The 25229-nt window shown below is 43.0% G+C and carries 25 protein-coding genes and 1 tRNA gene; 6 read left to right on the plus strand and 20 right to left on the minus strand.

The window, feature by feature from the left end; genetic code table 11:
- Positions 1-55: 55 nt before the first annotated feature.
- The 5 genes from rapZ to SAR116_RS06470 form a co-directional block, all read right to left on the minus strand.
- Positions 56-934 (minus strand): RNase adapter RapZ, encoded by an 879-nt coding sequence (gene rapZ / locus SAR116_RS06450; RefSeq protein WP_013046135.1) that lies wholly within the window; start codon positions 932-934, stop codon positions 56-58.
- Between the two features lie 9 nt (positions 935-943).
- Positions 944-2572, minus strand: a complete 1629-nt coding sequence (locus SAR116_RS06455) for a sensor histidine kinase (RefSeq protein WP_013046136.1) — start codon at positions 2570-2572, stop codon at positions 944-946.
- Positions 2573-2671: 99 nt separating this feature from the next.
- The gene (locus tag SAR116_RS06460) at positions 2672-3364 is read right to left on the minus strand and encodes a response regulator transcription factor (RefSeq protein ID WP_013046137.1); all 693 of its coding nucleotides are present in this window, start codon (positions 3362-3364) and stop codon (positions 2672-2674) included.
- A gap of 160 nt (positions 3365-3524) precedes the next feature.
- Positions 3525-6455: a DNA polymerase I gene (polA, locus tag SAR116_RS06465; RefSeq protein WP_013046138.1), complete on the minus strand. Its 2931-nt coding sequence runs from the start codon at positions 6453-6455 to the stop codon at positions 3525-3527.
- Between the two features lie 47 nt (positions 6456-6502).
- Complete coding sequence (locus SAR116_RS06470) at positions 6503-6703, minus strand: zinc-finger domain-containing protein (protein ID WP_013046139.1); 201 nt, start codon at positions 6701-6703, stop codon at positions 6503-6505.
- Between the two features lie 334 nt (positions 6704-7037).
- Between SAR116_RS06470 and SAR116_RS06475 the strand changes: the two genes are divergently transcribed.
- The 3 genes from SAR116_RS06475 (at position 7038) to SAR116_RS06485 (ending at position 9648) form a co-directional block, all read left to right on the plus strand.
- Positions 7038-8012 carry an ABC transporter ATP-binding protein gene (locus SAR116_RS06475; protein WP_013046140.1) on the plus strand — a complete coding sequence of 325 codons (975 nt, stop codon included), beginning with the start codon at positions 7038-7040 and terminating at the stop codon, positions 8010-8012.
- Between the two features lie 187 nt (positions 8013-8199).
- Positions 8200-8276 (plus strand) — tRNA-Arg (locus SAR116_RS06480).
- 106 nt (positions 8277-8382) lie between these two features.
- The gene (locus SAR116_RS06485; RefSeq protein WP_013046141.1) at positions 8383-9648 is read left to right on the plus strand and encodes a tyrosine-type recombinase/integrase; all 1266 of its coding nucleotides are present in this window, start codon (positions 8383-8385) and stop codon (positions 9646-9648) included.
- 541 nt (positions 9649-10189) lie between these two features.
- Here the strand turns inward: SAR116_RS06485 and SAR116_RS06490 are convergent.
- A complete protein-coding gene (locus SAR116_RS06490; RefSeq protein ID WP_013046142.1) occupies positions 10190-10654 on the minus strand; it encodes a copper chaperone PCu(A)C in 465 nt (154 codons plus the stop codon).
- A 109-nt stretch (positions 10655-10763) separates the two neighbouring features.
- Between SAR116_RS06490 and SAR116_RS06495 the strand changes: the two genes are divergently transcribed.
- Positions 10764-11294 (plus strand): GNAT family N-acetyltransferase, encoded by a 531-nt coding sequence (locus SAR116_RS06495; RefSeq protein ID WP_013046143.1) that lies wholly within the window; start codon positions 10764-10766, stop codon positions 11292-11294.
- 144 nt (positions 11295-11438) lie between these two features.
- Here SAR116_RS06495 and SAR116_RS06500 read toward each other — a convergent pair whose 3' ends face one another.
- The 10 genes from SAR116_RS06500 to SAR116_RS06550 form a co-directional block, all read right to left on the minus strand.
- Positions 11439-13016, minus strand: coding sequence for a hypothetical protein (locus SAR116_RS06500; protein WP_013046144.1), 1578 nt, complete (start codon positions 13014-13016; stop codon positions 11439-11441).
- 74 nt (positions 13017-13090) lie between these two features.
- On the minus strand, positions 13091-13396 hold the full coding sequence (locus tag SAR116_RS06505) for a hypothetical protein (protein WP_041860807.1): 306 nt from the start codon (positions 13394-13396) through the stop codon (positions 13091-13093).
- 46 nt (positions 13397-13442) lie between these two features.
- Positions 13443-14015, minus strand: coding sequence for a hypothetical protein (locus SAR116_RS06510; RefSeq protein WP_148212264.1), 573 nt, complete (start codon positions 14013-14015; stop codon positions 13443-13445).
- A 200-nt stretch (positions 14016-14215) separates the two neighbouring features.
- Positions 14216-14638 carry an HD domain-containing protein gene (locus SAR116_RS06515; protein ID WP_013046145.1) on the minus strand — a complete coding sequence of 141 codons (423 nt, stop codon included), beginning with the start codon at positions 14636-14638 and terminating at the stop codon, positions 14216-14218.
- Positions 14635-15096: a hypothetical protein gene (locus SAR116_RS06520; protein ID WP_013046146.1), complete on the minus strand. Its 462-nt coding sequence runs from the start codon at positions 15094-15096 to the stop codon at positions 14635-14637. Before SAR116_RS06520 ends, SAR116_RS06515 begins: the two co-directional genes overlap by 4 nt.
- A 74-nt stretch (positions 15097-15170) precedes the next feature.
- Positions 15171-15911, minus strand: a complete 741-nt coding sequence (locus SAR116_RS06525; protein WP_013046147.1) for an N-formylglutamate amidohydrolase — start codon at positions 15909-15911, stop codon at positions 15171-15173.
- A complete protein-coding gene (locus tag SAR116_RS06530) occupies positions 15908-16393 on the minus strand; it encodes a hypothetical protein (RefSeq protein WP_041860810.1) in 486 nt (161 codons plus the stop codon). The genes SAR116_RS06525 and SAR116_RS06530 overlap by 4 nt, the downstream gene beginning before the upstream one ends.
- 25 nt (positions 16394-16418) lie before the next feature.
- A complete protein-coding gene (locus tag SAR116_RS06535) occupies positions 16419-16844 on the minus strand; it encodes a hypothetical protein (protein WP_041860811.1) in 426 nt (141 codons plus the stop codon).
- Between the two features lie 2 nt (positions 16845-16846).
- Positions 16847-17506, minus strand: a complete 660-nt coding sequence (locus tag SAR116_RS06540) for a hypothetical protein (protein WP_013046148.1) — start codon at positions 17504-17506, stop codon at positions 16847-16849.
- Between the two features lie 186 nt (positions 17507-17692).
- On the minus strand, positions 17693-18076 hold the full coding sequence (locus SAR116_RS06550) for a hypothetical protein (protein ID WP_041860813.1): 384 nt from the start codon (positions 18074-18076) through the stop codon (positions 17693-17695).
- A gap of 119 nt (positions 18077-18195) precedes the next feature.
- On the opposite strand from SAR116_RS06550, the gene SAR116_RS06555 reads away from it, so the two are divergent.
- Together SAR116_RS06555 and SAR116_RS13250 are read left to right on the plus strand one after the other, a co-directional pair.
- Positions 18196-18621, plus strand: a complete 426-nt coding sequence (locus SAR116_RS06555) for a hypothetical protein (RefSeq protein WP_013046149.1) — start codon at positions 18196-18198, stop codon at positions 18619-18621.
- Positions 18622-18641: 20 nt separating this feature from the next.
- Entirely contained in the window at positions 18642-19073 is a 432-nt protein-coding gene (locus tag SAR116_RS13250) for a DUF3293 domain-containing protein (protein ID WP_049757497.1), read from the plus strand.
- Between the two features lie 99 nt (positions 19074-19172).
- Here SAR116_RS13250 and SAR116_RS06565 read toward each other — a convergent pair whose 3' ends face one another.
- The 4 genes from SAR116_RS06565 to SAR116_RS06580 are packed head-to-tail and all read right to left on the minus strand — an operon-like array spanning position 19173 to position 25228.
- A complete protein-coding gene (locus SAR116_RS06565) occupies positions 19173-19478 on the minus strand; it encodes a hypothetical protein (RefSeq protein ID WP_013046150.1) in 306 nt (101 codons plus the stop codon).
- Between the two features lie 5 nt (positions 19479-19483).
- Positions 19484-20224 (minus strand): hypothetical protein, encoded by a 741-nt coding sequence (locus SAR116_RS06570; protein ID WP_013046151.1) that lies wholly within the window; start codon positions 20222-20224, stop codon positions 19484-19486.
- A 28-nt stretch (positions 20225-20252) separates the two neighbouring features.
- Positions 20253-22964 (minus strand): DEAD/DEAH box helicase, encoded by a 2712-nt coding sequence (locus tag SAR116_RS06575; protein WP_013046152.1) that lies wholly within the window; start codon positions 22962-22964, stop codon positions 20253-20255.
- Positions 22964-25228 carry a site-specific DNA-methyltransferase gene (locus SAR116_RS06580; RefSeq protein WP_013046153.1) on the minus strand — a complete coding sequence of 755 codons (2265 nt, stop codon included), beginning with the start codon at positions 25226-25228 and terminating at the stop codon, positions 22964-22966. The genes SAR116_RS06575 and SAR116_RS06580 overlap by 1 nt, the downstream gene beginning before the upstream one ends.
- Between the last annotated feature and the right edge of the window lies 1 nt (position 25229).

Consider the following 25229-nt stretch of genomic DNA (forward strand, 5'->3'; position numbering starts at 1 on the left):
AGGCGTAATCGTTTTATTTGTAACCTACCTAGTTCAGGTGATTATAAATGAGGTATCATGATTGGGAATGAAGTTCACGATGTATTATCGATGCTGAATGACCATTTTCAATCAGCCATTGCCTAATATGCTCTGCCGCCCAGACAGATCGGTGTCTGCCTCCAGTACATCCAAACGCGATCGATATTTGTGCACGACCTTCGGCCGACATCCGCGCTAGCATAGGTACCAACATCGCCTTGAAATGCTCGATGACCGTTTGCACGGCTTCATCTACTTTTAAAAATGAGTCAATATCATCATCCATACCTGTTTGCATGCGCAACCCTTCAGTCCAGTGTGGGTTGTGGGCAAAACGCATATCTAAAACAATATCAGCACTTTCAGGAACACCATGTCGATAGGAAAAGCTCTGAAGTTTCGCAGGTATTGGGCTATTGCTTTCAATCTCCAGTGCAATCAGCAACTGTCGCCGCAAATCAGCTGGCGCAAGCCCGGTAGTGTCAATTGAAATGTCAGCCAAAGCGGCCACCGCCTGCATGCGCTTGGCATCATGATCGATGGCATCAGCAAGATCGAGATGCGGGGCAAGTGGATGTTGTCGCCGCGTCGCGTTATAACGTCGGCTTAGATCCTGTGCAGATGCTGTTAGAAATACCAGCCTTACAGCGTTACCAAGACGACCGCGGACATTTTCTACCAAGCGTTTGACAGGATCAATATCAAAGCCGCTGGTGCGCGCATCCAGCCCAATGGCCAATTTACGACCAGCCGTTTCAACTTCCATTGCGATCAAAGGGTCGATCAATGCCAAAGGTAGGTTATCGACAACCACCCATCCACTATCTTCAAGAATTTTGAGTGCCGTCGAATTGCCAGCGCCCGACACGCCAGTAACCAAAACAAGCTGAATATCAATGGATGTTTCATTCATGAAATGAGTCTATACCAATGGCAAGGTCAGCGTAAAGCAAGCACCGCCTTTGTCGCTATTTTTTGCAGTTAACGTTCCAGAATGTGCTTCGGCTATCTGCCGTGCAATTGATAAGCCAAGACCTGAATGCTCGCCAAAAACTTCGCCTGATGGCCGTTCGGAATAAAAGCGGGCAAAAACGGCCTCGAGCCGGTTTTCGGGAATGCCTTGTCCCTGATCACGAATGGTTATGGCAACCTTGTTTGACGCAACAGGTTTGACAGTGATGAATATCTCGCCTTTAGGCGGGCTGAAAGAGACTGCATTGGCAAGAATATTGTCAATGACCTGCACAATCCGGCCTTCATGAATACGCGTCATTAATGGTTCATCATCTAGATCAAGATGAATTCTGTGATCGGCAAAACTTTGGCGGCGCATCTGAACAAAATTCTCAACAAGCTCAATAATATCGATTTCGCGGCCCTGTTCATCCGCTATTTCCGTATCAACGCGGCTGGCTTGTGAAATATCAGTGATCAGACGGTTCAGTCGTTCCACATCCTGCAAAATAACATTCATTAATTTTTGCTGTTGCACGGGATCAGAAATACGACTGATCGTCTCGGCGGCACTACGCAACGACGAAAGCGGGTTTTTCAGCTCATGCGCCACATCCGCTGCAAACCCTGCTGTTGCCTGCATGCGTTTTTGCAATTCATCTGTTAAATCGATAAAGGACTCGGATAATTGCCCGATTTCATCTTTGCGTTCAGGCAGGCGTTGCAAACGTGCAGACAGGTTGCTACTGCGTCGTAGATTTTCAGCCGCATTGGCAAGCTGGGTTATTGGCGTCGTTATCGACCGTGCCAGATATACACTAAGGCCTATAGTGACAAGCAGAACCGCAATGAATAATTCAAGAAAGACAATATGCACATCGGCAAGTTCTTTTTCTATTTTGCCGCCACCAATCGACACCAATAGAGCACCGCGAACAAGCCGAACATCCTGGATAGGTACGGCAACTGACAGTACCAAATTACTTCGCCGATCCAGGCGTAGCATCCGCATGGGTTCACCGCGCAAGGCAGACTGCACTTCACGATAATGACCGGCATGTTGTTTGACCTGTTCCGCATAACGTGGCAACGCGCTTGAATTGTTCATCATAGCCGTCACATGCGTCATCATATGGTGGATCTGGCGTTTCATTTTTATACGCCAGGGGATGCCATCGCGGCGGCGTAAATTAGTTTGCACGCGCGCAGATCCACGTCTTATCGTATCCGCCAAAAGCGCACCATCCGGCTGAAAAACGCGCGCGCGCAATTCAGAGCCAAAGCCAACCAAAGGAATAAGATGATTCATAGTGCGACGTGATAACTTGCGCCGCGCTATACCAACATCAAGCTCAGCTTCGGCAAGGGCAAGTGATCGTGCCAGGGTAAAGCCTTGACGTTCCAATGCGGTAAATTCGGACATGATGAGCGTCGTACGATATTGGTCAATCGAAAGTAACCCGACCAGAAACACCGCTAGCGGGAATAGCATTATGGCCATGATCCGAGCGCTCAGGCGGCTCATGCGGAACGGTGCCAAACAGAGTTCACCTAGTCGTTCAACACATTTCTTTGTTAGACCTATTATGCTGTTCATTAAAATGAACTTACTCCCGCTCGCATATCCCACACATCCAATCGCCAAAGCAAAAGCAAGCCCCTATTTGTAGGCCATAATGCTTGGTTTCGAATTGAACTAGGCTATCTTATATTTATAGCCGATACCATACAGGGTTTCGATACCGTCAAATGCGTTATCATGTGCCCGAATCTTACGGCGAAGTCTCTTTATGTGGCTGTCAATTGTACGGTCATCAAGAAAAATGGATTCGCCATAAGCTGCATCCATAAGCTGATCACGGTTTTTAACCATGCCGGGGCGCGATGCCAGTGCCTGCAAGATCAAAAATTCGGTAACTGTTAATTTGACCTCTTCACCTTTCCAACTGCACAAATGACGGTCAGGATCCATGACCAGATCACCCTGATGGATGACATTGGGACCGGCAGTATCCATCACACCTTCGGTTGCACGGCGCAATACCGCCCGAATGCGCGCAAGCAGTAAACGCTGGGAAAAAGGCTTTGTGATATAATCGTCAGCCCCCATTCCAAACCCAAGTGCTTCGTCAAGCTCATCATCTTTGCTGGTCAGGAAAATCACGGGAAGCTGGGAATTCTTGCGTATTTTCTGTAATAGTTCAACACCATCCATACGCGGCATTTTGATATCAAGAACAGCCAGTTCAACAGGCTGGCGCGCCATCCCCTGAAGGGCCGCTTCGCCATCATTATAACAATCAACATCAAAGCCTTCCGACTCAAGCATCAGCGAAACTGATGTCAGAATATTTTGGTCATCGTCAACAAGTGCAATCCGATTAGACATCACCCACTCTCCATGCGCTCCAGTTTAACCTCATACCGGTCAGATATCAGCCTATCTAGGCTTACCGGCGTCTAACAGACTTTACAGATAGCAATCGATCAAGGCTAATATGGGGCAAGATAACAGCAGAATCAGCCTAATTTACGCCTTAATCTGCCCATTAATGCGCATCAGCCCAGCTATCGGCAATGCCTGCTTCGGCGACCAATGGCACTTTCAGATCGACCACCGGCGCGGCTGCAGCTTCCATGATACGGGTGATATGTTTCACCGCATTGTCAGCATCAGCCGCTGGCGCTTCGAAAATCAACTCGTCATGAACCTGAAGTAGCATATCGGCCCTAATATCAGCAGCCTGCAAGGCTGGCGGGATGCGTATCATGGCGCGTTTGATAATGTCCGCCGCACTACCTTGAATAGGCGCGTTGATCGCCTGCCGTTCGGCAAAGCCACGATGCGCAGCACTGCCACCTGCCATCCCGGTAATATGAATCCGGCGTCCAAATAGGGTTTCGACAAACCCGTCTTCGCGCGCTTCGGTCTTGATACGTTCCATATAGGCACGAATGCCAGGGAAATTTTCAAAATAAGAGGCTATGTAATCGCGTGCCTCGCCTTGCGGAATAGATAATTGCCGCGCCAAACCAAATGCCGAAATACCGTAGATTATGCCAAAATTGATTGCCTTTGCCCGGCGGCGTGTTTCCGAATCCATCTGATCCAGGGGGATACCAAACACTTCAGACGCTGTACGGGCATGAATGTCGATACCGTCCTTGAACGCCTCTATCATACTTTGCTCGCCAGCCACATGCGCAACCAGACGTAATTCGATTTGTGAATAATCTACCGAAATCAGTTTACATCCCTCTGCCGCGATAAAGGCTGTGCGAATTTGACGTCCTTCGCTGGTACGAATTGGAATATTCTGGACATTCGGATCAGACGAGGACAAACGCCCTGTTGATGCACCCACCATTGAAAATGATGTATGCACACGACCTGTTGCAGGCAAAATACATTCGACCAACGCGTCCGCATAGGTTGATTTGAGTTTGGCAAGATGCCGCCAGTCCAAAACTTTGCTGGCAATTTCGACACCTGATGCCGCCAGATCTTCAAGCACATCTGCCGAGGTAGAATAAGCTCCGGTTTTGGCTTTTTTGCCACCTTGCAATCCCATTTTATCAAATAGAATCTCACCCAGTTGTTTAGGTGATGCGATGTTAAAATCTTCACCAGCCAATGCCAGAATATCTTGTGCCAGCGCTTCCATACGCGTGGCAAAATCATTCGACATGCGCGCTAGAATAGAGCGATCAACCGTGATGCCGTAATTTTCCATCTGCGCCAATACCGGAATAAGCGGACGTTCAAGGCGTTCATATACCGAAGCCACCTTTTCACCTGCAAGGCGGGGTTTCAAAATCATCCATAACCTTAGGGTGATATCGGCATCTTCAGCGGCATAATCGAGAGCGGCCTCGGGCGCAAGCTCGCTAAACGGTATCTGTTTGGCACCTTTGCCACAGACGTCAGAAAATTTAATCGTTGTATAGTCAAGCCAGTGACCTGCCAGATAATCCATCGAATGACGTTCAACACGCCCCCCATCCAACACATATGAAAGGCACATAGTGTCGTCAACAGGCGCCAGATTTATGCCGCCATTTCGAGGGCGCATAAGCACATGCGCATCATATTTCAAATTATGCCCGATTTTCAGCACTGCCGGATCTTCAAAAAGGGGTTTGATTTCTGCCATGGCGGTTTCAAAATCAAGCTGCGGATAATGGGCTGGCGTATCATCATCCGAAAAATTGAGACCACCCTGCACAGCCACGCCGCTACCCACCGCGCTGTCATTTGTTGCCCCATGCCGCAACGGGATATAACAGGCCTGACCTGGCGCTATTGCCATCGATATACCAACCAGATCAACCGCTGACGCATTCAACCCCGTGGTTTCGGTATCGACAGCCAGAAAACCCTGCTTACGGGCTTTACCCAGAAACGACACCAAAGCTTCGCGGTCAGTGATAAGCGTGTAATCAGCCTCAATATTACGTAAACTCTGCGCATCATGTATCGTTGCCATGGCGCTATCCTTGGCCGTTTGATCTTGATTCGCATTCGTTGACAAGGTCCCACCCATTGACCGCACTGCCGGATTTGACACCTTGTCTGCGGCATCTGCAGAAGCACCTATCCTGACAAGCAGACGCTTAAAGTCCTGTTCAACCAAAAACGCTTTCAGCACATCCATATTACGCGGTGGCGTTTTCATTGCGCCCATTTCTAATGGTGTTGGCGCATCTTCACGCAGTAAAACAAGTTGTCGCGAGATGCGTGCCTGTTCAGCAAAGGCAATCAAATTTTCACGGCGTTTGGGCTGTTTTATCTCGTCTGCACACGCAAGAAGGCTTTCAAGATCACCATAGATATTGATGAGTTCGGCAGCGGTTTTCACACCAATACCCGGAACACCGGGAACATTATCAGACGAGTCCCCCGCCAAGGCCTGTACATCGACAACTTTATCTGGCGTAACACCAAATTTTTCTTCTACCTCAGCCGCACCAATACGGCGCTGTTTCATCGGGTCAAGCATTGTCACATTACCGCGCACCAGCTGCATCAAGTCTTTGTCGGAAGACACGATGATGGTTTCCATATTGGCGGTTTCGGCTAGCGCCGCATAGGTGGCTATAAGGTCATCAGCTTCAAAGCCAGACGCTTCCATCATGGGCAAGCTCAGCGCGGTGGTGGCCTCGCGGACAAGGGCAAATTGCGGAATCAAGTCTTCGGGTGGTGCCAAGCGGTTAGCTTTATAATCTGGATAGATGTCAGAGCGAAAGGTCTGCCGCGAAGTATCAAACACCACCGCCACATGATCTGGCATCATGTCATCGACCAGCTTCATCAGCATAGAAGTGAATCCATAGACAGCATTGACCGGCGTGCCGTCAGCGCGGGTCATCATTGGCAAGGCATGAAAAGCTCGGAAAATATAGCCCGAACCATCAATCAGCAAAAGCCGCGCTTTCTGAATGCCTATATCATTCACTGTCCCCGTATCATCATCCATCATCATATCCCCAGATACCGTATCTGCTGTGTGGGTTTGCCCTGTAGCACTTAGCTATTATCAGACGTTGATTTTACAAAGGTGCGCGAACAATAAGGGCACACGACCTTATCATCTGTGCCAAGCGTTAACCATACTAACGGATGCCCAAGTGCACCCCCGCCACCATTACAGGATACGCGGTGCTGGCTTGTTGGGATAACAGCCATATCTTCGGCTGTAGCTTCAGACATATTTTCTTGGTTTGACATTATAATCCTTTTCACCAGCGCAGACAGATAATCTGGCCTGGGTCTGTTTTCGGAGCCTGAGACGGACAACTTGCCCATGCCACGCCTGTTATGAATGAAATCTATCGCGCGCGCTACAACGATGCAATCACTTCGCCCTGCATGATCAAATTTATTTGCAAGGCCCGCATATCAAGGCGACTTTGATCATTATGACCAGACCTGTTTATATCTAATATGCGGCGCCATGATTCGCTGTGGCACATGAAGCATGATCGGTCTATAAATATGACATTAGCTGTATCGACCTAACCAGCTCCTGTTGCATTCATGCGTTCGCTTTTGGAATTATATCATGTCATCACCCATATCATCGCCAGTACGCACCCGGTTTACCGCTGCCCCAGAAAATGGCATGGCAATTACGGCACGCGGGCTGGCAAAAACCTATGGCAGTACAGGCAACGATCCCAAAGAAGCGCTGAAAGGCATTGATCTGGATATTCCGGTGGGTTGCGTATTTGGCCTACTGGGCGCGAATGGCGCGGGGAAATCAACCTTTATCAATATCATGGCGGGTACGGTCGTCAAATCAGCTGGCCGCATCAGCATATGGGGCACCGATATTGATGATCATCCTCGTCAGGCGCGCGCTAATATCGGCATCGTGCCACAAGAGCTGAATGTTGATGCCTTTTTCACCCCGCGGGAAACGCTGGAACTGATGTCAGGTTTATTTGGCGTGCCAAAATCCGAACGCCGTGTTGATGAAATTCTGGATATGGTCAGCCTGACCGAACAGGCCGATTTTTATGCACGTCGATTGTCGGGCGGTATGCGCCGCCGCTTGCTTGTCGCCAAAGCCATGGTGCATAGTCCCCCGATTCTGGTGCTTGACGAGCCCACAGCCGGCGTTGATGTATCATTGCGCCAGCGCCTGTGGGACAATATTCTGACCTTGCGTGATAGCGGCGTGACCGTAGTGTTGACAACGCATTATCTGGAAGAAGCCGAAGCGCTATGCGACCATGTCGCCATTATTGATAAAGGCAATGTCATCACGTCAAAGCCAAAGCATGAATTGATGCAGGAAGCCAATGTCAAGGATCTGCATCTGACACTGACCGCGCCGCCGCCTGATCCATTACCCGAGGCGCTGATCGGGCTTGGTGCCATATGGCAGGATGGCACATTAAAAATCCAGTTCAACCCACGCGAAATCAGCGCCGGCGCAATCATCAGCAAGGTCACCGCTTTGGGGCTTGAAATCGGCGATGTCAGCACGCAGGAACCCGACCTTGAAGATGTGTTTCTGGCTTTGACATCATAGCCGCTGGCTTCATAGCGGTTGAAGCCAGTGCGGTTGCCAAACAGGCCATAGTCGGTTTGACAAGATATCTGCGGCACCTATTTCTATCGATACCATAAGCTTTAGTTGGGGCTTGGCTTTGGCCAGCGCACAGTGTATGTCTTGTGACTATCTATCCACCGATTTGAATTTTGCGGATATGAATAATGCACCCGTAGCTCAGCTGGATAGAGCGCTGCCCTCCGAAGGCAGAGGTCAGAGGTTCGAATCCTCTCGGGTGCGCCATTTTTCCCTTTATGTTTCAATGGTTTAGTGATTTTCAAGGCATTTGCTTTGACATATTTTCTGTATGCACACATTATACACACAGACCGTGTGTATGGGGATTTGATTGGGAAAAGATGTAAATAACAAAATTGATGTGCGTAGAGATGGGTGCGTTGTCCTGTATCAGCGGGAGAATCGTGATGGCACAATCAACCCAGTCTATCAAATGCGTATCCGTATTCCTCTTCCCGCCTCGAAGGGATATTTCAGAGGCAGCACAGGGGAAAGCAACCAAGCACAAGCATCTCAGATTGCCCTCAACAAATTTGAAGAACTTTACTTTAAGGTAAAAAGTGGAGGCACACTTCAAGGCAAATCATTCAAAGACCTCTTCAACGAATGGAAAGAACATTACCCAAAAGTTAGTAATGAGAGTCTTCCAAAATACATTGAGTGGTCAGTTAATCGAGTTGGCAAATATCCATTTGATTTTTTCGTATATGAAAAAGGCAATCAAAAAGTAGACACACTCACCCAGCAGGACTTTGAGGAATATTGGGTTTATAGGAGAAATAACTCCATCAAGAACGGGACTCCTTTTTCCCCGTCCAATAACACTCTTCGTAAAGAATGCACCCTTCTCAATCAGATGCTCGCTTATGCATTTGAGAGGGGATATTTACTTAAAGAGTTTAAGATCAAGCGCCCTCCCCCAGACAAGAACTCCAGACGCCCCACTTTCTCAAAAGATGAGTGGCGCTCAATAACAACTGGCATGCGAAAAAGAGTGGGTGAGGGTTGGGGCGCCTTTAGAAGAGATCGATTTATTCTACAGCAATATGTCCTAATCCTTGCAAATTGTGGCGTGCGTTTAGGAGAACTTCGAAATCTTACATGGGGCGATATTAGACGAGAGAATTATGAAGAACTAAAAGATGAGGTTCGACTGATACTTTTAGTGAGAGGAAAAACAGGAATTAGAGAGGTTGTCTGTAATGCAGGCACCGAAGTGTATTTCGAACGAATGTATGATTTCAGAAAAGAAGAACTAAACGCCCACCCTGTCAAAGATAGTTTTGTGTTTTGTCATCCAGATGGGAAACCAATTCACTCTATGAGAAAAGCGTTTGACGCATTACTGAAAGATTTAGAATTGAAAAAGGACAGTTCAGGGCGTGATAGAACCCTTTATTCTCTCAGGCACATGTATGCGACCTTCAGATTGAGCGAGGAAGTCTCTCCATATTTGTTGGCAAGACAAATGGGCACTTCTGTTGAGATGTTGGAAAAACATTATGGACAGGTTGTGAATAGATTAGTCGCAACACAAATAACAAAGACTAGAAGCAAACATACAGCAAGGGTGTCAGATAAGATCTATCCATTTTAAGGTTAGTGAAATTTAAGAAAATTTAATTTGAATTCGATACCCCTATTTTTACATCCATACCAAACAGGTCGTCTAAATAACTATATGAAATCCATCTTAGAGATGGTGGTGGTGACAAACCAAAAGTGAGTGTGCAAACCCATTGAGAAACAGAAACTCTGGTTCAGAACTTGGTTAGGCAACTATTATTTTATGACGCACCAAAGTTGGATATGGGTGCATAAAGATTCCCAACAGGACGAGGGAGAAATAACCCTCAAGTGATACAGGTAATCATCCAGTCGGTTCTGTATCGCTACCGTAGTTTAGTGGAGTGTAAAGGGATATCGGATTACCCACCCTACCTATTCGATTAGGTTTCTCTGACTGGATGTGTTGACGGACGCAGACGCAGATTTGTGTTCTAGACACGCTTTCCCTGTGGTGGGGTTAGTGTGTCTAGAACACACCGCAGATTAGATATTCTAGAGATTTATAATTCACATCTAGACCATGCACCGAAGGTGCATTTACCCACCTCACGGTGGGTAAGGGTTCAGATTTAATGACTATGCTTCATACCATGAGACATTTTATGAACAGTCATTGGAATGGTAATAGAACCACTATTCTTGAATGTTAATGTCACTTGATGAACATCCATTGGAATCATTTGTTGCTTGAGTTTCATGAACATCAAATGATAACCGCCTGGTTTTAAGTAAACCTCTCCATCTGCTGGTATCACTAGACCATTCTCAAGAGGACGCATTTTCATAACATCCCCTTCCATCTTCATTTCATGGATTTCACTTTTCATTGCAAAGTTTGCTGAAACACCAATCAATACATCTGCAGTATTTCCATCATTCTCAATCTTAAGATATCCACCTGTAACAGGATGATTTGGTGGGGTTTCCTTGATCCACGCATATTCAATTTCAAGTTGCTTAAATTTAATGCCGTCTGCTAACGCAATGTTGGAAAAACCAAACACAAAGCAGAAAAACAACAGTATTTGTTTCACGCCAAACCCCCATAAATCTCCTAAAAATAATAGTCACATAACGCTACTTAATATGAATTTTGTCCACCTTAATTGACATATTGCTTCAGAATGTCGCAGAAACTTAGACATGAACATTAGACTTGCTCAAGAAACAGATTTGGACTCAATCCTAAAGGTTATTGAATCTGCGTTTTCTGATGAAGAGAACAAAGTCATCATGAACCTTGTTCAAGAACTCTCCAGAGAAGTCACTAGTCCATCAATTAAGTCATTAGTCGCTAAAATTTATAATCAAGTAATTGGTTATGTGTCCTATAGTCCAATCTTTTTGAAATCTGTCTCTAGTATCTGTGGATACATTCTTGCGCCTCTTGCTGTGTCTCCAGAACATCAGAAACAAGGTGTTGGTTCAAACCTCATAAAATCTGGAATAGATATGCTCACCAAAGATGGTATTGGGGTTTTGTTGGTTTATGGAGATCCTGCCTACTATGGAAGGTTCGGTTTCAGGGAAGAGATTGGACACTCATTTGTGCCACCATACACATTACAATATCCATTCGGTTGGACAGGTATGATGTTGACTGACACTCCTGTTCCAGAACACCCAATTCAGTTTGAGTGTGTATCTCCGCTATCTAAACCAGATTTGTGGTGATTAAACCTCGACCAATCACCGACCAGTGCGCTTTGACTGTTCTGGTGTGGGTTCATGTCAAAACGAAGTCAGAGAGGGTTTAACAGACACCGTAGAGGGACTCATTAGGTAATTGAGAGTCCTGCTCGATCTGAGATGCTCAATTCACTGAATAGTGACTTGCTCCGGTGATGACAAAATAGTCTCACAGATCACATTGAAGTATGAATAAATTATCAGAGATTTAACATGGACATCACCGTGATAACCCTCTGGTTTCATCTCTCCAAAAGCGTCTCTAAATGCCAACTCAAATGACTCGCGTTCATCAATTCCAGACACTATTCGCGGGAACATATCCAAATGCTCTTTCTTCTCAGCAACTGCTTGTAGCAACGCTGGATCTGTCACACTCAAATACTCGATTACCATTCCTCGACAATGTTCCTGAAATTCCGAAACGTTCAATTCAGAAACACCAACAATTTCTTTTTGGTCTTTGTAAAAAACAAAAGACTGGAATCCCCACAAAACCTTACAAAACTCTTCTGAGTGAACTCGGATTATAGTGTAAAGAGAAATTTGAATATCCAAATAACCATCAAATACGTCAGTCGGTGAACGACCGACCATGGTAATAAAGTCAATGATTGGGGTTAATGAACCATTTACTGCACGCAATATTTCTGTTGTGCAATTCGCGTCCACCTGCGCCTTAACATTAAAAAAGCAAATACCTGCTTTGAATGACTGCCTTAAATCATAGTCATTTGATGAGAGTTCCTTGCCAATTCCGACAAGCATACGATTGAGAAAATCTTCTCGTTCAAAATATGTTTCGATTTTCGTGTCAGTCTCATCGAGTGTTTTATGATTTTTGAACTCAAATTCACTCACCTCAACGTCCGAATTTGGAATTGGGATTTTTCTGGGTTCAAGTTCAACACCCAAACGCCAAACAAATTCCTCAAAATGCCGTTGCAAATAAATATCCCGCAGTGGTCCGAGCAACTGCTCGTATTCTTCGTTTATGTCAAATTTTGAAATTTGTTCTCTAGCGATTTGCAGGTTTTCCACGTCATCTTTGGTTCTGGGCAAAAGAATAGAACCACCGAGGAAAAACATAAAACCATTCTTCGCGTCTTCACTGTATCCAAAGCGAACCAGTAGGTTTTGGATCAACTCAAGTTTCTTTTCAGGTTCTAAATTTTCTTGGATGTGTTTCTCGACGAATTCTACGCCAAGGGCAAATGTTGGCATGAACTCCTCTTCACCAAACTTCCAATAGTCTTCGGCAAACATTTTCGCAATTTGCCATACAGAAAGTTCATCAGTTTTGCCGACGCGTTTCGCGCCATCTACACCATGGTGATAAAAATATTCACCCCAGAACATTTGGTTAACGATTTTATAGGTCTCTATTCTCTCACGTTTGGAATTCATGTCAGGGAATAATTGATAAAGCATACTGTTCATAAGGTTTAACCCGTCCTGAACAGTCACCCATTCTTCTAAACCGTCCGCACCCAACTCATGAAATTTCTTTGCCGCATTAGAAATATTTCTGAAAAATTCTTCATAAATTTTATCCAGTTCATTCTCTGTCTTTTGCGATGGAGCAACACTTCTATCGTTTGTTTTGAATAAGTAAGAAAAAATATCCAAAATCACAGGATGTTTGCAGACTTCGGTTTTCCACTCCTCGGTGTAGGTCTCACCATCTTCCATATATTTTTCAGTCAAATTAACTCCTTTAGTAAAAGCAACTCTGAATACCCAAAATGAAATCCACTAAGTTGTTTGGGTTCCAAACAACTTCACTCCCTCCAATGCTTGCCTGAAGAATAGACAGGGTTGGGTGTGCCTTCATGTAAGGTGTCTGGAATAAACGAGAGTGTCTCAAAGGCAGGATCTTCATCACACCTTTTGAAACCATTTAACCTCAGTTTTCTCTCAGCAGTCTCGTTATCGGGGTAACTCAACTCGTCAAAAACCCATCCCGTTTCAGCGACAAACAATATCCTTCCATCTTGATTTTTATCGATGGTTGCAAGGTTGGTCTGTAACATCTCAACTGGTTTGAAAAACCACTTACTATGAATTTCTCTCTGGTTTTGCCCCACTCGTGAACCTTCTCTCTGGCAGAAAGAACTCATAAACCTCTAAGAATTAACCAAATAACCGTAACAAGTCCCAAATTATCAACGCCACCACTGCCACAACAATGAAAATAATTATGCCGAGATAAACCTTCCGAAAAACAGTTCTTTGTTTCCCGTTCACTAAAGTTTCACCAAAAAACGTATCTCGAAACCTACGATTTATTGCTAGATAATATATTTGAAAAACTGCCGTAATTCCGACTAACCAAAGCGGCGTGGCAGTGAGTATAGGCGTCCAAAATTGATCAATTATTGGTGAGTTTTCTACAAAACTTTCGACACGCAAAAAACCTGTTTTAGGGTTAATTTCAGACAAAACCACAACCAGAAACCAGAATGCAGTTAGAATCGAAACCCACCTACTAAAACGATTTTGCAATACTAGACCCAAACTCAAAAATACTGCTATTAGCAGTAACGTAATAGCGTCACCCAAAGGGACTGATAAGTTTGCATTTGCGATTGCGAAAATACTTGATTGAGAGACATGGTAGATAACATCAAGTATACGGTGAATAGCGTATAGCGAAAAAAGGGAGAAGGTGCTGAGGACCGCTAATCTCATCTCTGGTTTCATCATATCCCTCTCTAATTGCCATAATTATATTTATTTTCGCTCTATCGATATCATACTAGGGAACAATTCTCTCGAAATCATCTGGAAACAGTCGACCAATCACCGACCAGTGCGCTTTGACTGATCTGGTGTGGGTTCATATCAAAATGAACTGAGAGGGTGTTCAGAGAAGTTGCTAGCGACGCCAGCGGATATTCTAGTCACTAACACTCTGTCAAAGTCTTAAGTGCTCGTTTGTATTTGTTGATGCGCTCAATATCTTTGTCGGTAAGTTCACCGATACGGGTAACATCAAGATTTTCTCTTAAATCAGCAATCTTAACTTTGCGTCCAATCTCATTTTTCAAAGAACGCTGAACAAACTCGTCATAGTCTTCGTCTTCAGAGTGCTTGGTAACAGTTTTTAGTGCTTCGATAATCGTTTCTGTAAACCCTTCCTCACGAAGTGCCTCAAAAGTCCAATCAGTATCTTCAACAACATCATGCAAGATTGCGACTATCTTTTCTTCATCTGTTTCGCATCGCATCATTACGCTTATTGGGTGAAGGATGTATGCTTTGCCACCCCTATCTTTTGCTCCTGCGTGTGCTTCCACTGCAATTTGAATTGCTCTTTCTAGATTCATATTTTCTGCTCAGTCTTGTAGTTTCTATATTCTTCAATCGCTCTTTTTATTATGGGAAGAAGAGATTTAGGAAAGTCTGCATAATCAATGCTGTCTAGATGTTCATAGGATTCTTCAAGATCTGAACCTAGTTCAACAAAATCGATAGGTCCCAAATTTTCAATCACTTCTTTGGGTAGTTCAGGATCATCCCAATCAATTCCGTCTATCACTAATTTCTCATCATGAAATTGGATATCTGTCGGGGTCTCTAAGTTCTGCAAATGTTCAAAATCAACCCATGTAAACGTGTATTCACTTACTTCGTGAGAGATGCTAGATGGGATTTGACTACATAATTCATCTCCATAATCAAGAACGCAGTATTTTATATTTTTAAGTTTGATTGAAAGAGATTCTTCCTCAAATTCAATAATTTCAGAAACCTCAAAAAGAGTTCGTGATTCTATGTATGCCATTGCATGAAATTCCTGAATGCAAGTCTCTAGCATTTTAATTAGTTTTGTTTTTTCACTCTGAGAAAACATTTTGATTATGTAAGATTTGAAATTGCATTAAAAATAACTTCTTTTACCATAGCAAAATTATCTGACTTTTCACCTGTTTCTTCATTCATGTATAGATCTCGGCGAATCTCTATCATCACTGAACTTACTTCTTTTTTGCGTTGCCAATGGGCAGTTGGAACAATTGAACCAGAGAAAGGTTTGTTTATTGCGACTGAGAACCCTGAGTCTCTAAAATCATCCACTAAATGCTTGGACAACCAATCCGGAGTATGAAAACCATCAGTGCCAATACATATTTCTGCACGGTTAGGTTCCTGTATCAATTCATAGGGCAAGGGGTTTTTAGGAAAACTATGACAATCGACTATCAAGCATTTGGAATTTAACTTGAGACATTCATCAACCATATCGGTGAATCTCTCATGATGTGGTTGATAATACCTTCTGATCAATTCATCACGAATTTTTGATCCATGTTTGAGTGATTTACCGTTATGCGTCTTCTCATAAATGCAACCCATACCTACTTTGCTCATCACTTCTTCTGAGTCAGAAACAAACCTCTCTGGATCTACCAGCAACCTAGAAACAGGAAACTTGAGAGTTTTTTGGGTGATAGTGTCAAACTCAAATAACTGATCTGTGTAATGGTCAGTCATTTTAAGAATTTCTTCGTTCAATTTTTCGTCGTTGAGCAAGAAGTGCTGCAGGTATTCTTCTGGAATAACAGTCGACGCATGGGGAATATGAAAAACACAATTCATGAGTTTTCATCTCCACTCGGAGGAGGCACGAGAGTGTAAGGACTCTCATATCGATCCCCCAATTGCTGTTGCAAATCACTTATTTTTTCTTCAGATGGATTCTTCGACAACATTTCATTGATTAGGTTTCTCTCGATTGACCAATTTCTTTTTTTCTCAGTTGCTTCATCTTTGCTAAGTTTCCCTACCAACTGTATTTTGAAAGGTTTGTAGTCTAGTGCTCCATCATCTGCAGGCATAAACAATCTATAAAAATGAATATCTCTGAACTTGTAGACGCCATCACTATCGTCGAATGCAACTGGAGGCACGACAATAAGTTCTGACATAGATATTAACTCATTCATCGCCTCAAACACAAAATGGTCTTCTTCTGATGGTGATGCGTTCCATGAGTCTGGGACAACAGAGTTAATCTCAACAGTCGTGTTTTTAATTCGTCGATAAATCCACTCTATTTTATCTTCAAAAGTAAGATCCAATTACTGAGTTCCTCAAAGTTCTAGATCACTGACAAATAATTTTCTTTATCAGTGAGAGTTGATGCGCGGTGACATCCCAATTGATCACGTTCATCCATTGTCTAATTGACTGCTCAAAATCATTTTTCGTTAGTTCCAGTCTCGTGTATTGGAAATTGTTTTCTATATCCACACCCAGAAGAAATTCAGCATTCCAACCTAAGACTTTTATCCCATTTATCTCATCAGGAAGGTCGTATTCGCCTGTGCCTTCGTCATAAAACTGAGAGATGATTTCTCTATTATATTCACTGTCAATAATGACATGCGATTTAATTGATAGAACGAAATTACCACCACCAGTCTTTTCTAGGCACAAATATTCCAACCATGAGTCGACGTGACCAGAGTTTTCTCTGCGATCAATTTCCCAAAATTTATGTTCTCGCATAAATCCCACTTCTAAGTTCATCTTTAATCTTCTGTTGAGCGTGCTTTGACCATAACCTCGACCTTGAAATGGTCGCTCTGAAAATCTTCAAAATTTCTAAAATCAATTTTTTCTGATTTCATCCTTTCTATTGTTCTCAAAATATCGTTATGGATAGATTTGCGTCTGTGAAAATTTCCAAGAGGATTTAGATCTTCTTTATCCTCGGGTCTCTTATAAATTGCTTTGAAACTCTCATTCAGTTCCACATCAAAGTAGTTTTGCGGGTAATCCGGAGGGTAGATGTCATGTGCTGTAATTGAATTTATGAAATCGTATTCAGACAGAACCTCATTAGTTTTTTCAACTTCAGTAGATTTTTGTTCAGCATATTCTTTTGAAACGCGGATAACGGTTATGCAATTGTTTTCCTTCGCATCACTCCAAACGCAGTCGACCTCAAAATAAACCCCATTCTTTTGGTATATCCCGTCAATAAAACAACTGGGCAAACTAGGACGACAAAGCAATTCTGAGTCTTTGCAGAATGAAACAAATTCTTGAAGAGACTTCAGAGCATCTTTTGAGAGCGGTGCAACGTCCTTCACTTCTGAAGAACCAGTAATTACTGGGTCACTCTCAAACTCAATTTTAACCTGTGTTTTGAGGATTACGTTCAGAAACGCATCATGTTTTGGATTCATACATTCTCCTTAGTAAGGGGAGTGCTTGAAAAACTATCCGAACACTTCCCATCTCCAAAAAAGACCCTCTCAACTTTTTCTTTAACCAAAATACCTCCGACTTTTCGGTAGGTAACTAGTTCTTGTCTTAAAACCTCGCCGTCATGCGAGTGGTTTTCCATACAAATTGTTTTAACTTTGCTCACTTCACCCTCCTAGTGTTTGAATATTGCTGAAATCAATTATTTCCGCTCTGTAGTCACAATGACCACGCCATCCCATGCCCCTTAAATCTTCAAACGATACTTCAGACTCCATTTCAAACATTCTCAGTAAATCTGGAACCGCTTCTTCTTCACACTCTTCAAGTTCGAGAGAGTATTCACGAGGGTCACAATCATCATATTTTCCATAGGTGATCATTCCCCACCACCGAGTGCCGTTACTCATGCCCTTTCTTTTGAGATAAAGGTGCTGAATATCCTGGCATAACATTGGTCCTACGTAGCGCCATCCGAGATAAAAGACACGCTTTCGAGGAAGTTTATTAGGTGTGTTTTGGGGAATAGGTAATTTGATGACGTTTGTCATGCTTTCCTCCGCTTTAGTGCTTTAGACGAAAGTCAGGGCGCACAAGTTGGTAATTAAATGCCTGTTTTTATGGTAACATAAAGTATGGATATTGCAAGTTCCTAATTGGGAGGAGACTTATGAGTTGGATAAACTATGCTTCAAAAATGTCCATTGGAGACATAAATGAGGTCGATTGTTTAGAGTTTTCATTAACTCAAGGGGACTGCCATGTCCGCTGTTTGATGCTCAAAAAAGTCAGTGAAAACGAGTTTGTATTTACAATCGAAAAACCAATTTCTTTAGTGCATATGGAAGATGCTGAATATGAGGAGGACGAGGACGGAGAATATCTACCGATTGAAGAAGTCGATGGTGAACCGGTATTCAAACTATTAGGTGATTACTATTGTGGGTATGACACTGAACCATTTCCAAATGAGAATAACAAAATTGAATTTTCTGATTTTGAAGACCCACGCATTGATGACTGGTTAAAGGCAAATGGTTGGTCATCAGACCTTAATGAAATTTCACCCGAGCAAACAACCAGATTTGACTGGTAAATCACAAGAGCAGTCTTTCAATGAGTGATATTAAAACCGTATTACCGAGTGAATTAGTTGCAGCATACGAAGCAACAAATTTTGAGGTAAATTATGAAACACCATTTGTTCTTAAAGTAGGAGTATTGAGCGAAGACCTCCAATCAATGCTCTCAAAATTCGATCACAACACCGGTTGCTTCATTACGGCATACAATCCAGAAAGTATTGAGAAAACACTCGTTGAAAACGAGTCTTCGCAAGAACAACTCTATTCTGATTTATCGGCACTAAATTGCAAAATTTTTACTGGTTTTGGAGCAGATCCAGATGGTAACTGGGAGGGAGAACCAAGTTACTTTGCGATCGGCATTTCAAAAGAGAATGCACAGCGTTTAGGCAAAAAATACCGACAAAACGCGATTGTTTGGTGTGATGAAAGATGTATTCCAGAATTATTATTATTGCGATAACCAAAATGAATTAAGAAGGTAACATTCCTGGATTATCAATAATTTCTGTTCAGATACCCCCTAAGATATATTCTTCATCCAATCTTTTTTTGGGGGGTCTCAGAACTCAGTCCAACCTTCCTCAGTAGGAAACATCAATTCACTGCTATCATCTTTAAGTTTAGATCTATGCGCAAAAACACCTCCGTCGCTGCAATAGATGTTCATGAATTTTGGTTTGCCGCTAGCGGGCAAAATTTTTAGCAGAAAAACCAAGTAATGTTCCGAATGGGTTGAGTAAATGGGTTTCACTTCGCCATCATAATCATATCCGCTCGGAGGCAAACAAAACACATCTGCCCCTAATTCATCTTTTATCATTTCGTCAATTTCAGCGACAAAGCATTCAGTAAATGATGATTTCATATGTTTTAGTTTTCCATCATCAATTGAGACAATGAGGGAAACAACTTGCCGATTACACCCAAACTCTCTTCAAGACCAAGTGCGCTATCTGCCAATTGAACATTACCATTCTCTCTCTGAAAATTGATTGCGCCTTCCCAAGCAATGTTGAACCCCTTGAACTCTTGTTTTATGTGTTCAGGATTACAAATATGACCAATTATCTCGATTAACTGCTCATTCGATGGAATTTGTTTTTCTTCGTTATTATCAAACCCAAATGAACTCAAAGACATTTCGTGGGAAACTCTTTCCATAACATTCATTGGGTAAGCAGTGAGATTTTGAAGGGTTCTCAAAGGATCATTAGAATGCCTAATGATGGATAGAACTATTAGTTGTTGTTCATCTAGTGCTTCTTTCGTTTCACCGCCAAGATTTCCAAACAGAAGTGTCGGGGTCGCAAACTCTTGTCCATCAGACTTTTTCCCAACCAAAAATTTATCTATTTCAAAACATAAACCATAATCTTTGAGCAAACTGTCAGCATCAATATTATGAGGGTCAAAATTAAATGTTGATATTTCCTCTGCTGTTTGACTGAAAGGATTTAACGAAAAGAAAAGAAGACTCGAATTTCCGGAATTGGTTTTGCCTATCGCAAATCCCATAAACGTTGGACCCATAGGATTAACGATTGCAAATCCAAACATTGGAATTGCAACTGCTCTTAAAAAGTCTGGAAATGAAATTTCTTTTGCCACCATCGCTCCTTCACTCCCTAGTTAAATCTATCTACTCCTTGTAAGCAGTGAAACTTGAAACAAGGTCTGAGAAGGTGGCAAGTTCGTTTTGTGATCTTCCATCCGCACCAGTTAGTCTGTCGAACTTTTCCTGATCCACATAAACGAAATCAAACTCTACATCTGAATGCGATGCATTAACATCAGCACACCACTGACGCAGTCTCTTAATCTTTAGAGGGTCATCCAAGTCCTCAAGACCTTTGGTTTCAACTACGAATGTCTTTGTGTCAGAAACCTTCACCAGAAAATCTGGGATGTAATTAGCAATGTTTCCAGTTGCATCAATGTAGTCAATTTTGAAATTTACTTGTGTGTAGTTCTTAGCGTAGGACACCACATCAGGGACACGCTCCAAGAACTGTGCAAATCGTAACTCAAGGACGCTATCACCAACGATTTTATTGAAGACAGACTTTTTCGCTGTGATGTTCTTTTGATCCTTAACAACAAATGGACGGACATTGCGAATTTTTATGCTGTCACGAATTTCTGCATTACCAGTATCTCTGATGGTTAGTGCATTGATCGCTGATTTGAATGTCTCAAATATTGTTCGCGATGCATTTGGTTCGCTCAAATTACGGAGTGTGTTAGCATCTTCTAAATCAACAAATTTTCCAAATAGTTTATCCTGAACAAACTCCTGCACTTTTGGATACAGAACATCGTAGGCGGCATATAAACGAAGATCCTTTAGAATGGTTTGTGCAAAATAACCAATGACACTGCGGTAGTCTGTTGAGATTGCACCATCCAATACTGTGGTATGTGTAACTTCATCAGTTGTTATGTCTCGAAACACTATTTCCCGCTGCTCTTCTTCAGAATATTGATAATAATCTGAAATCTGAAATTGAAGGGTATCAAGATCAAGATCATTCAAATTTTTATACTCGCGAACAGCACGAGGAGTGAGGACTGGAATTTCAATATCTAACTTGTCGATATCTTTGCCGCCATCTTCTTCAACCTCAATTATCATTGGTGCAACGGGTTCAGTGCCTGTTCCCATTGCCCGTTTTTCAAGTTCGACGCCCTCTGTCTGAATGGACTCAACAAAATCCATAAATGCTTCGGTGCCAACGACACTCACATATTCTTCACCACTGCTTCCTGGATACATTCGCCTTAACCCGCGCCCAAGTGTCTGTTCTGGTAAGATATTTGACGGTGCAGCAAATGCTCTTAGACCAACGATAGTTGTAACATTTCTGACGTCCCACCCTTCTTTGAGCATCAGAACCGAAACAATCGCCTTATAGGGGGAAGACCAACTATCGATCTCGTTAGATTGTTTTCTAAGTTTTTCCAATTCATCTTTAGACGCTTTAGATGAGGCGCTTTCGCTAATTTCACCATTCCGATTGGTATGAATTGTCAGAACGGCATCTTTGAACTCAGGGAATGTGGTTTCTAGATACTCTGCAACAGCATCACAGTTCTTGGTGTCGTCGGTCATAACGAACAAGACTGCTTTCTTTCCAAGTTTTTCATGCTCTGGATAGACCTTGCGCCACTCAGTCACACCAAGATTGATGTAGTCGCCATATTTTTCAGTGAAGACCGAACTTTGTTTTTCAGATAGTTTTGAGCGACTAGGTGAGTCTGGAAGAACTGGGTGTTTCACAACATTTTGCGTGATTGCTTCAACCAATGGATAATCCGCAATGGTTTGCACGAATATCGCACCATTGTTGTGCTTAGGCGTCGCAGTCACATCTATTTGCAACGCCAGTTGTGAACCCTTTTGTTTAAGTTTGTTATGGATGTCACCGATCGATTTGAACCATGTCAATTTACTGTCGTGGATGTGATGCGCTTCATCATTGATGACCACAAGTTCATCGATATCACGAATAATGCGACCTAAATCAACACCCGAATCTGTGGTTTTTCCCTGTGGTTTTTTACCAAGGAAGTAATCCATCGAGTTTTCATCTTCAGCAGTTGGTGCTGGCGTTTTGTCATCATAAACGCGATGGATGTTGGTAAGAAAAATATTGCCGTTTGAATTTAACGGACCGACCTCATCTTGGATATGTAGAGTGAGTTGAAAATCACTGCGCCAGTTTCGTCCGTCAGTCCCATTGTCAGGTAACACAGGATCTTCAGAGAAAATCTTCAACCCATCAAAATCAGTTCTGAGTCGATCCAGAACGATAATGTTTGGTGCGATGACAAGGAAATTTTTTGAAAGATCGGAGTCTTCTTCATATTTTTTGTGAAAATAAGACCATGCAAGGAGAAGACTCATGGTCTTTGTCTTGCCACTACCTGTTGCCATTTTTACAACATAGCGTCGCCATGTCTCTTCAATCAATTTTGGTGGAACAACCCCGCGAGTGTCAAAACGCAAAAGATCATGCTTGTCCTTAACCTTCACAAATTCATGCAGATATATAACCGTCTCAACAGACTCACGTTGCGCAAAGTAATATTCAAAATTACCAATAGTGCCGTCAGCATGAGGAATTGGATGCGGAGTTTTGAACCACCAGTTCAACAGTGTTCTACTGGTATCACTTACATCAGGATATCCATTATTGCGCCATTCAAAGACTTTTTGGCGTAACTCAGGCACCAATGGAGGCATAAGTTTTTCATAAGATGTGTCACGCAAAGTCTCATCTGCAGGAAACCAACGAACATCAGGTTTTAGAATTTCATGTGGCGATGTTGGGAAGTCTTTATGCATTGCCATTAGATTTTCCCTCCTATTGTCACTTCAATCACTTTCATGGTGTCGTTGCCAAAAATATCAACAACTTTTACAGCGATCTTTCTTCGTCCAGGGGGAAGTTCATATGGAACAGACTTCAATTCAATCGATCTGTCTTGCCGCGTTCTAAAGGACTGCCATTCGTTCTCAAAAATATATGACCCTGTCCATTTTGGGACATCCTCACCCGTATTTGGGTCACGTTCATGAATTATTTCTTTTTTAGACGCGTAGTCAAAGTCAATAGACCAATAGTCTACCCAATCGTGCCAGTTTTTGGTGAGAGATTCACGAGGGTTGGTAATACCGTCCTTGTCTTTGCTGATTTTAAGCACCTGACCATTTTCAACGACAACCTGACTTTTACCGCTTTTTAGGTTTTCTTCAGTCAGTGATGTAATTCCCTGTGTGTAAAAAACAGAATAATTGGTGAGTTCAATGGCGACATTATTTCCATCGATATGCGCCCGCACATCGATATACGCGACATCGTGAAACTTCGCCTCGCCACGATCGACAGCGCGCTTATCAAACACCTCTTTGGGAATGTGTTTAAGGACAAGATCGACACCTTTGTTGGATGCCTCATCCTGAATGCTTGGAAACAGACCCATCTCAAATTCAAAAGCAAGCAAGTCTGCCTTTGTAATGCCCTTTTCAACGCATTCGGCAACAACCTGCTCAGCGAACAGACGCGAAATAGGCATATTCACCGGACCAATTGCAATCACACGATTATTCTTTTTTCCACGAAAGGTGCGAAAACCAGAAACGGGTTCCGCCTGATACGCTTGAAGGATTAGAGAATTGAATGCGAGTTCACGGTTGTTTTCAACCTGCTGTTCTGCCTTTTCATCAAGTTCAGACAGTCCCGAAACAAAGAATTCTCGCTCATATTTACCAAGATTAAGAACCTCAAAAGCACGATAGTTTTTGCCCTCTTTTTTGAGTTCTCTTTGCACACCAATAAGGCGTTTTCTAGCAGTATGAATGGAGAATTTACCAAGGTCTGAACATATCCATTTTCTACCTAATTTTTCTGCTACCGCCGCTGTAGTGCCTGAACCTATGAAGAAGTCGCACACAATATCATCTTCGTTAGTGGATGCCTGAATGATCCGATCCACTAACGCCTCAGGTTTTTGGGTGGGATATCCAGAACGCTCATCAGACCACGAAACTATCGGCAGAATATCATCCCAAATAGTTTGGATGGAAGCACCATCCATTTCATCGAGATACTGCTTTAATCTTGGAATGCCATTTGACGTATAAAAAAGTCTTTCTGCTTCGTCCATTTGTTTCATTTTGTCTTTGGTATATGCCCACATTCGTCCTTTTGGGGGATATTTGCCCTTCCACTCATATACTCCTGCATCACTGCCATGAGACGGCGCTGTGACATCTCGGGACAAAAATCTTTTCCCTGTTTTCTCATCTTGATAACGGTAATATCTCTCAACATACCAGTCTTGATATTCGGTGCGATGGTCGGTCCAAATCCAATCAGTCGCAGATTTGGAGAAAAAATAAATATGGTCATCGATAATCCCATATCTGGCGGGATCATTGTGCGCGCTGGTTCTTTTCCAAATTATTTGATTGCGAAATGACCCTTCTCCAAAAATTTCACTGAGTATAAGTCGGACGTAGGCGCTAACTCGATAATCGCAATGAACGTATATTGCACCGTCAGGCGCAAGCAAATCCTTCAGAAGGATCAACCGTTCATAAAGCATTGAAATAAATGAGTCTTGACCCTTTCCCCAAGTGTCTCGATAAGCAATTTCTTCCAATACGTTTGACTCTTTTTCAAAAATCTCTTCGCCAATCTCAACGCCCATAGTGAAGTCTGCGCCAACATCAAAGGGAGGGTCGATGTATATCAGTTTGATGCCGCCATTTGCCTCAATCTCTTCTCGCAAAGGACCATTTTTGAGAGACGACAAAATGAATTTGTTATCACCCCAAATCAGTTTGTTTGTCCAACCCTTCAGTTGACGACCCGTTGCGAGATCAAAGAGATCGGGTTGCGCGGCAACATCCTTTTCTGGACGAGGTTCATCAATGTGCTCGATAGTCTGGAAAGGGAGGACAACATTGGTGACATCACCTGACTTGCCATTCCAAACAAGTTCAATTTCCCTATCATCGCCAAACAACATAAACCGATATTTGTCTGGCAAGGGTTTGCCCTCTTCTAAACAGCGGGTGATATCTCGTATCTCGTTATCGTTCAATTTCATA

This window comes from Candidatus Puniceispirillum marinum IMCC1322 (assembly GCF_000024465.1).
In the GTDB taxonomy this organism is placed as follows: domain Bacteria; phylum Pseudomonadota; class Alphaproteobacteria; order Puniceispirillales; family Puniceispirillaceae; genus Puniceispirillum; species Puniceispirillum marinum.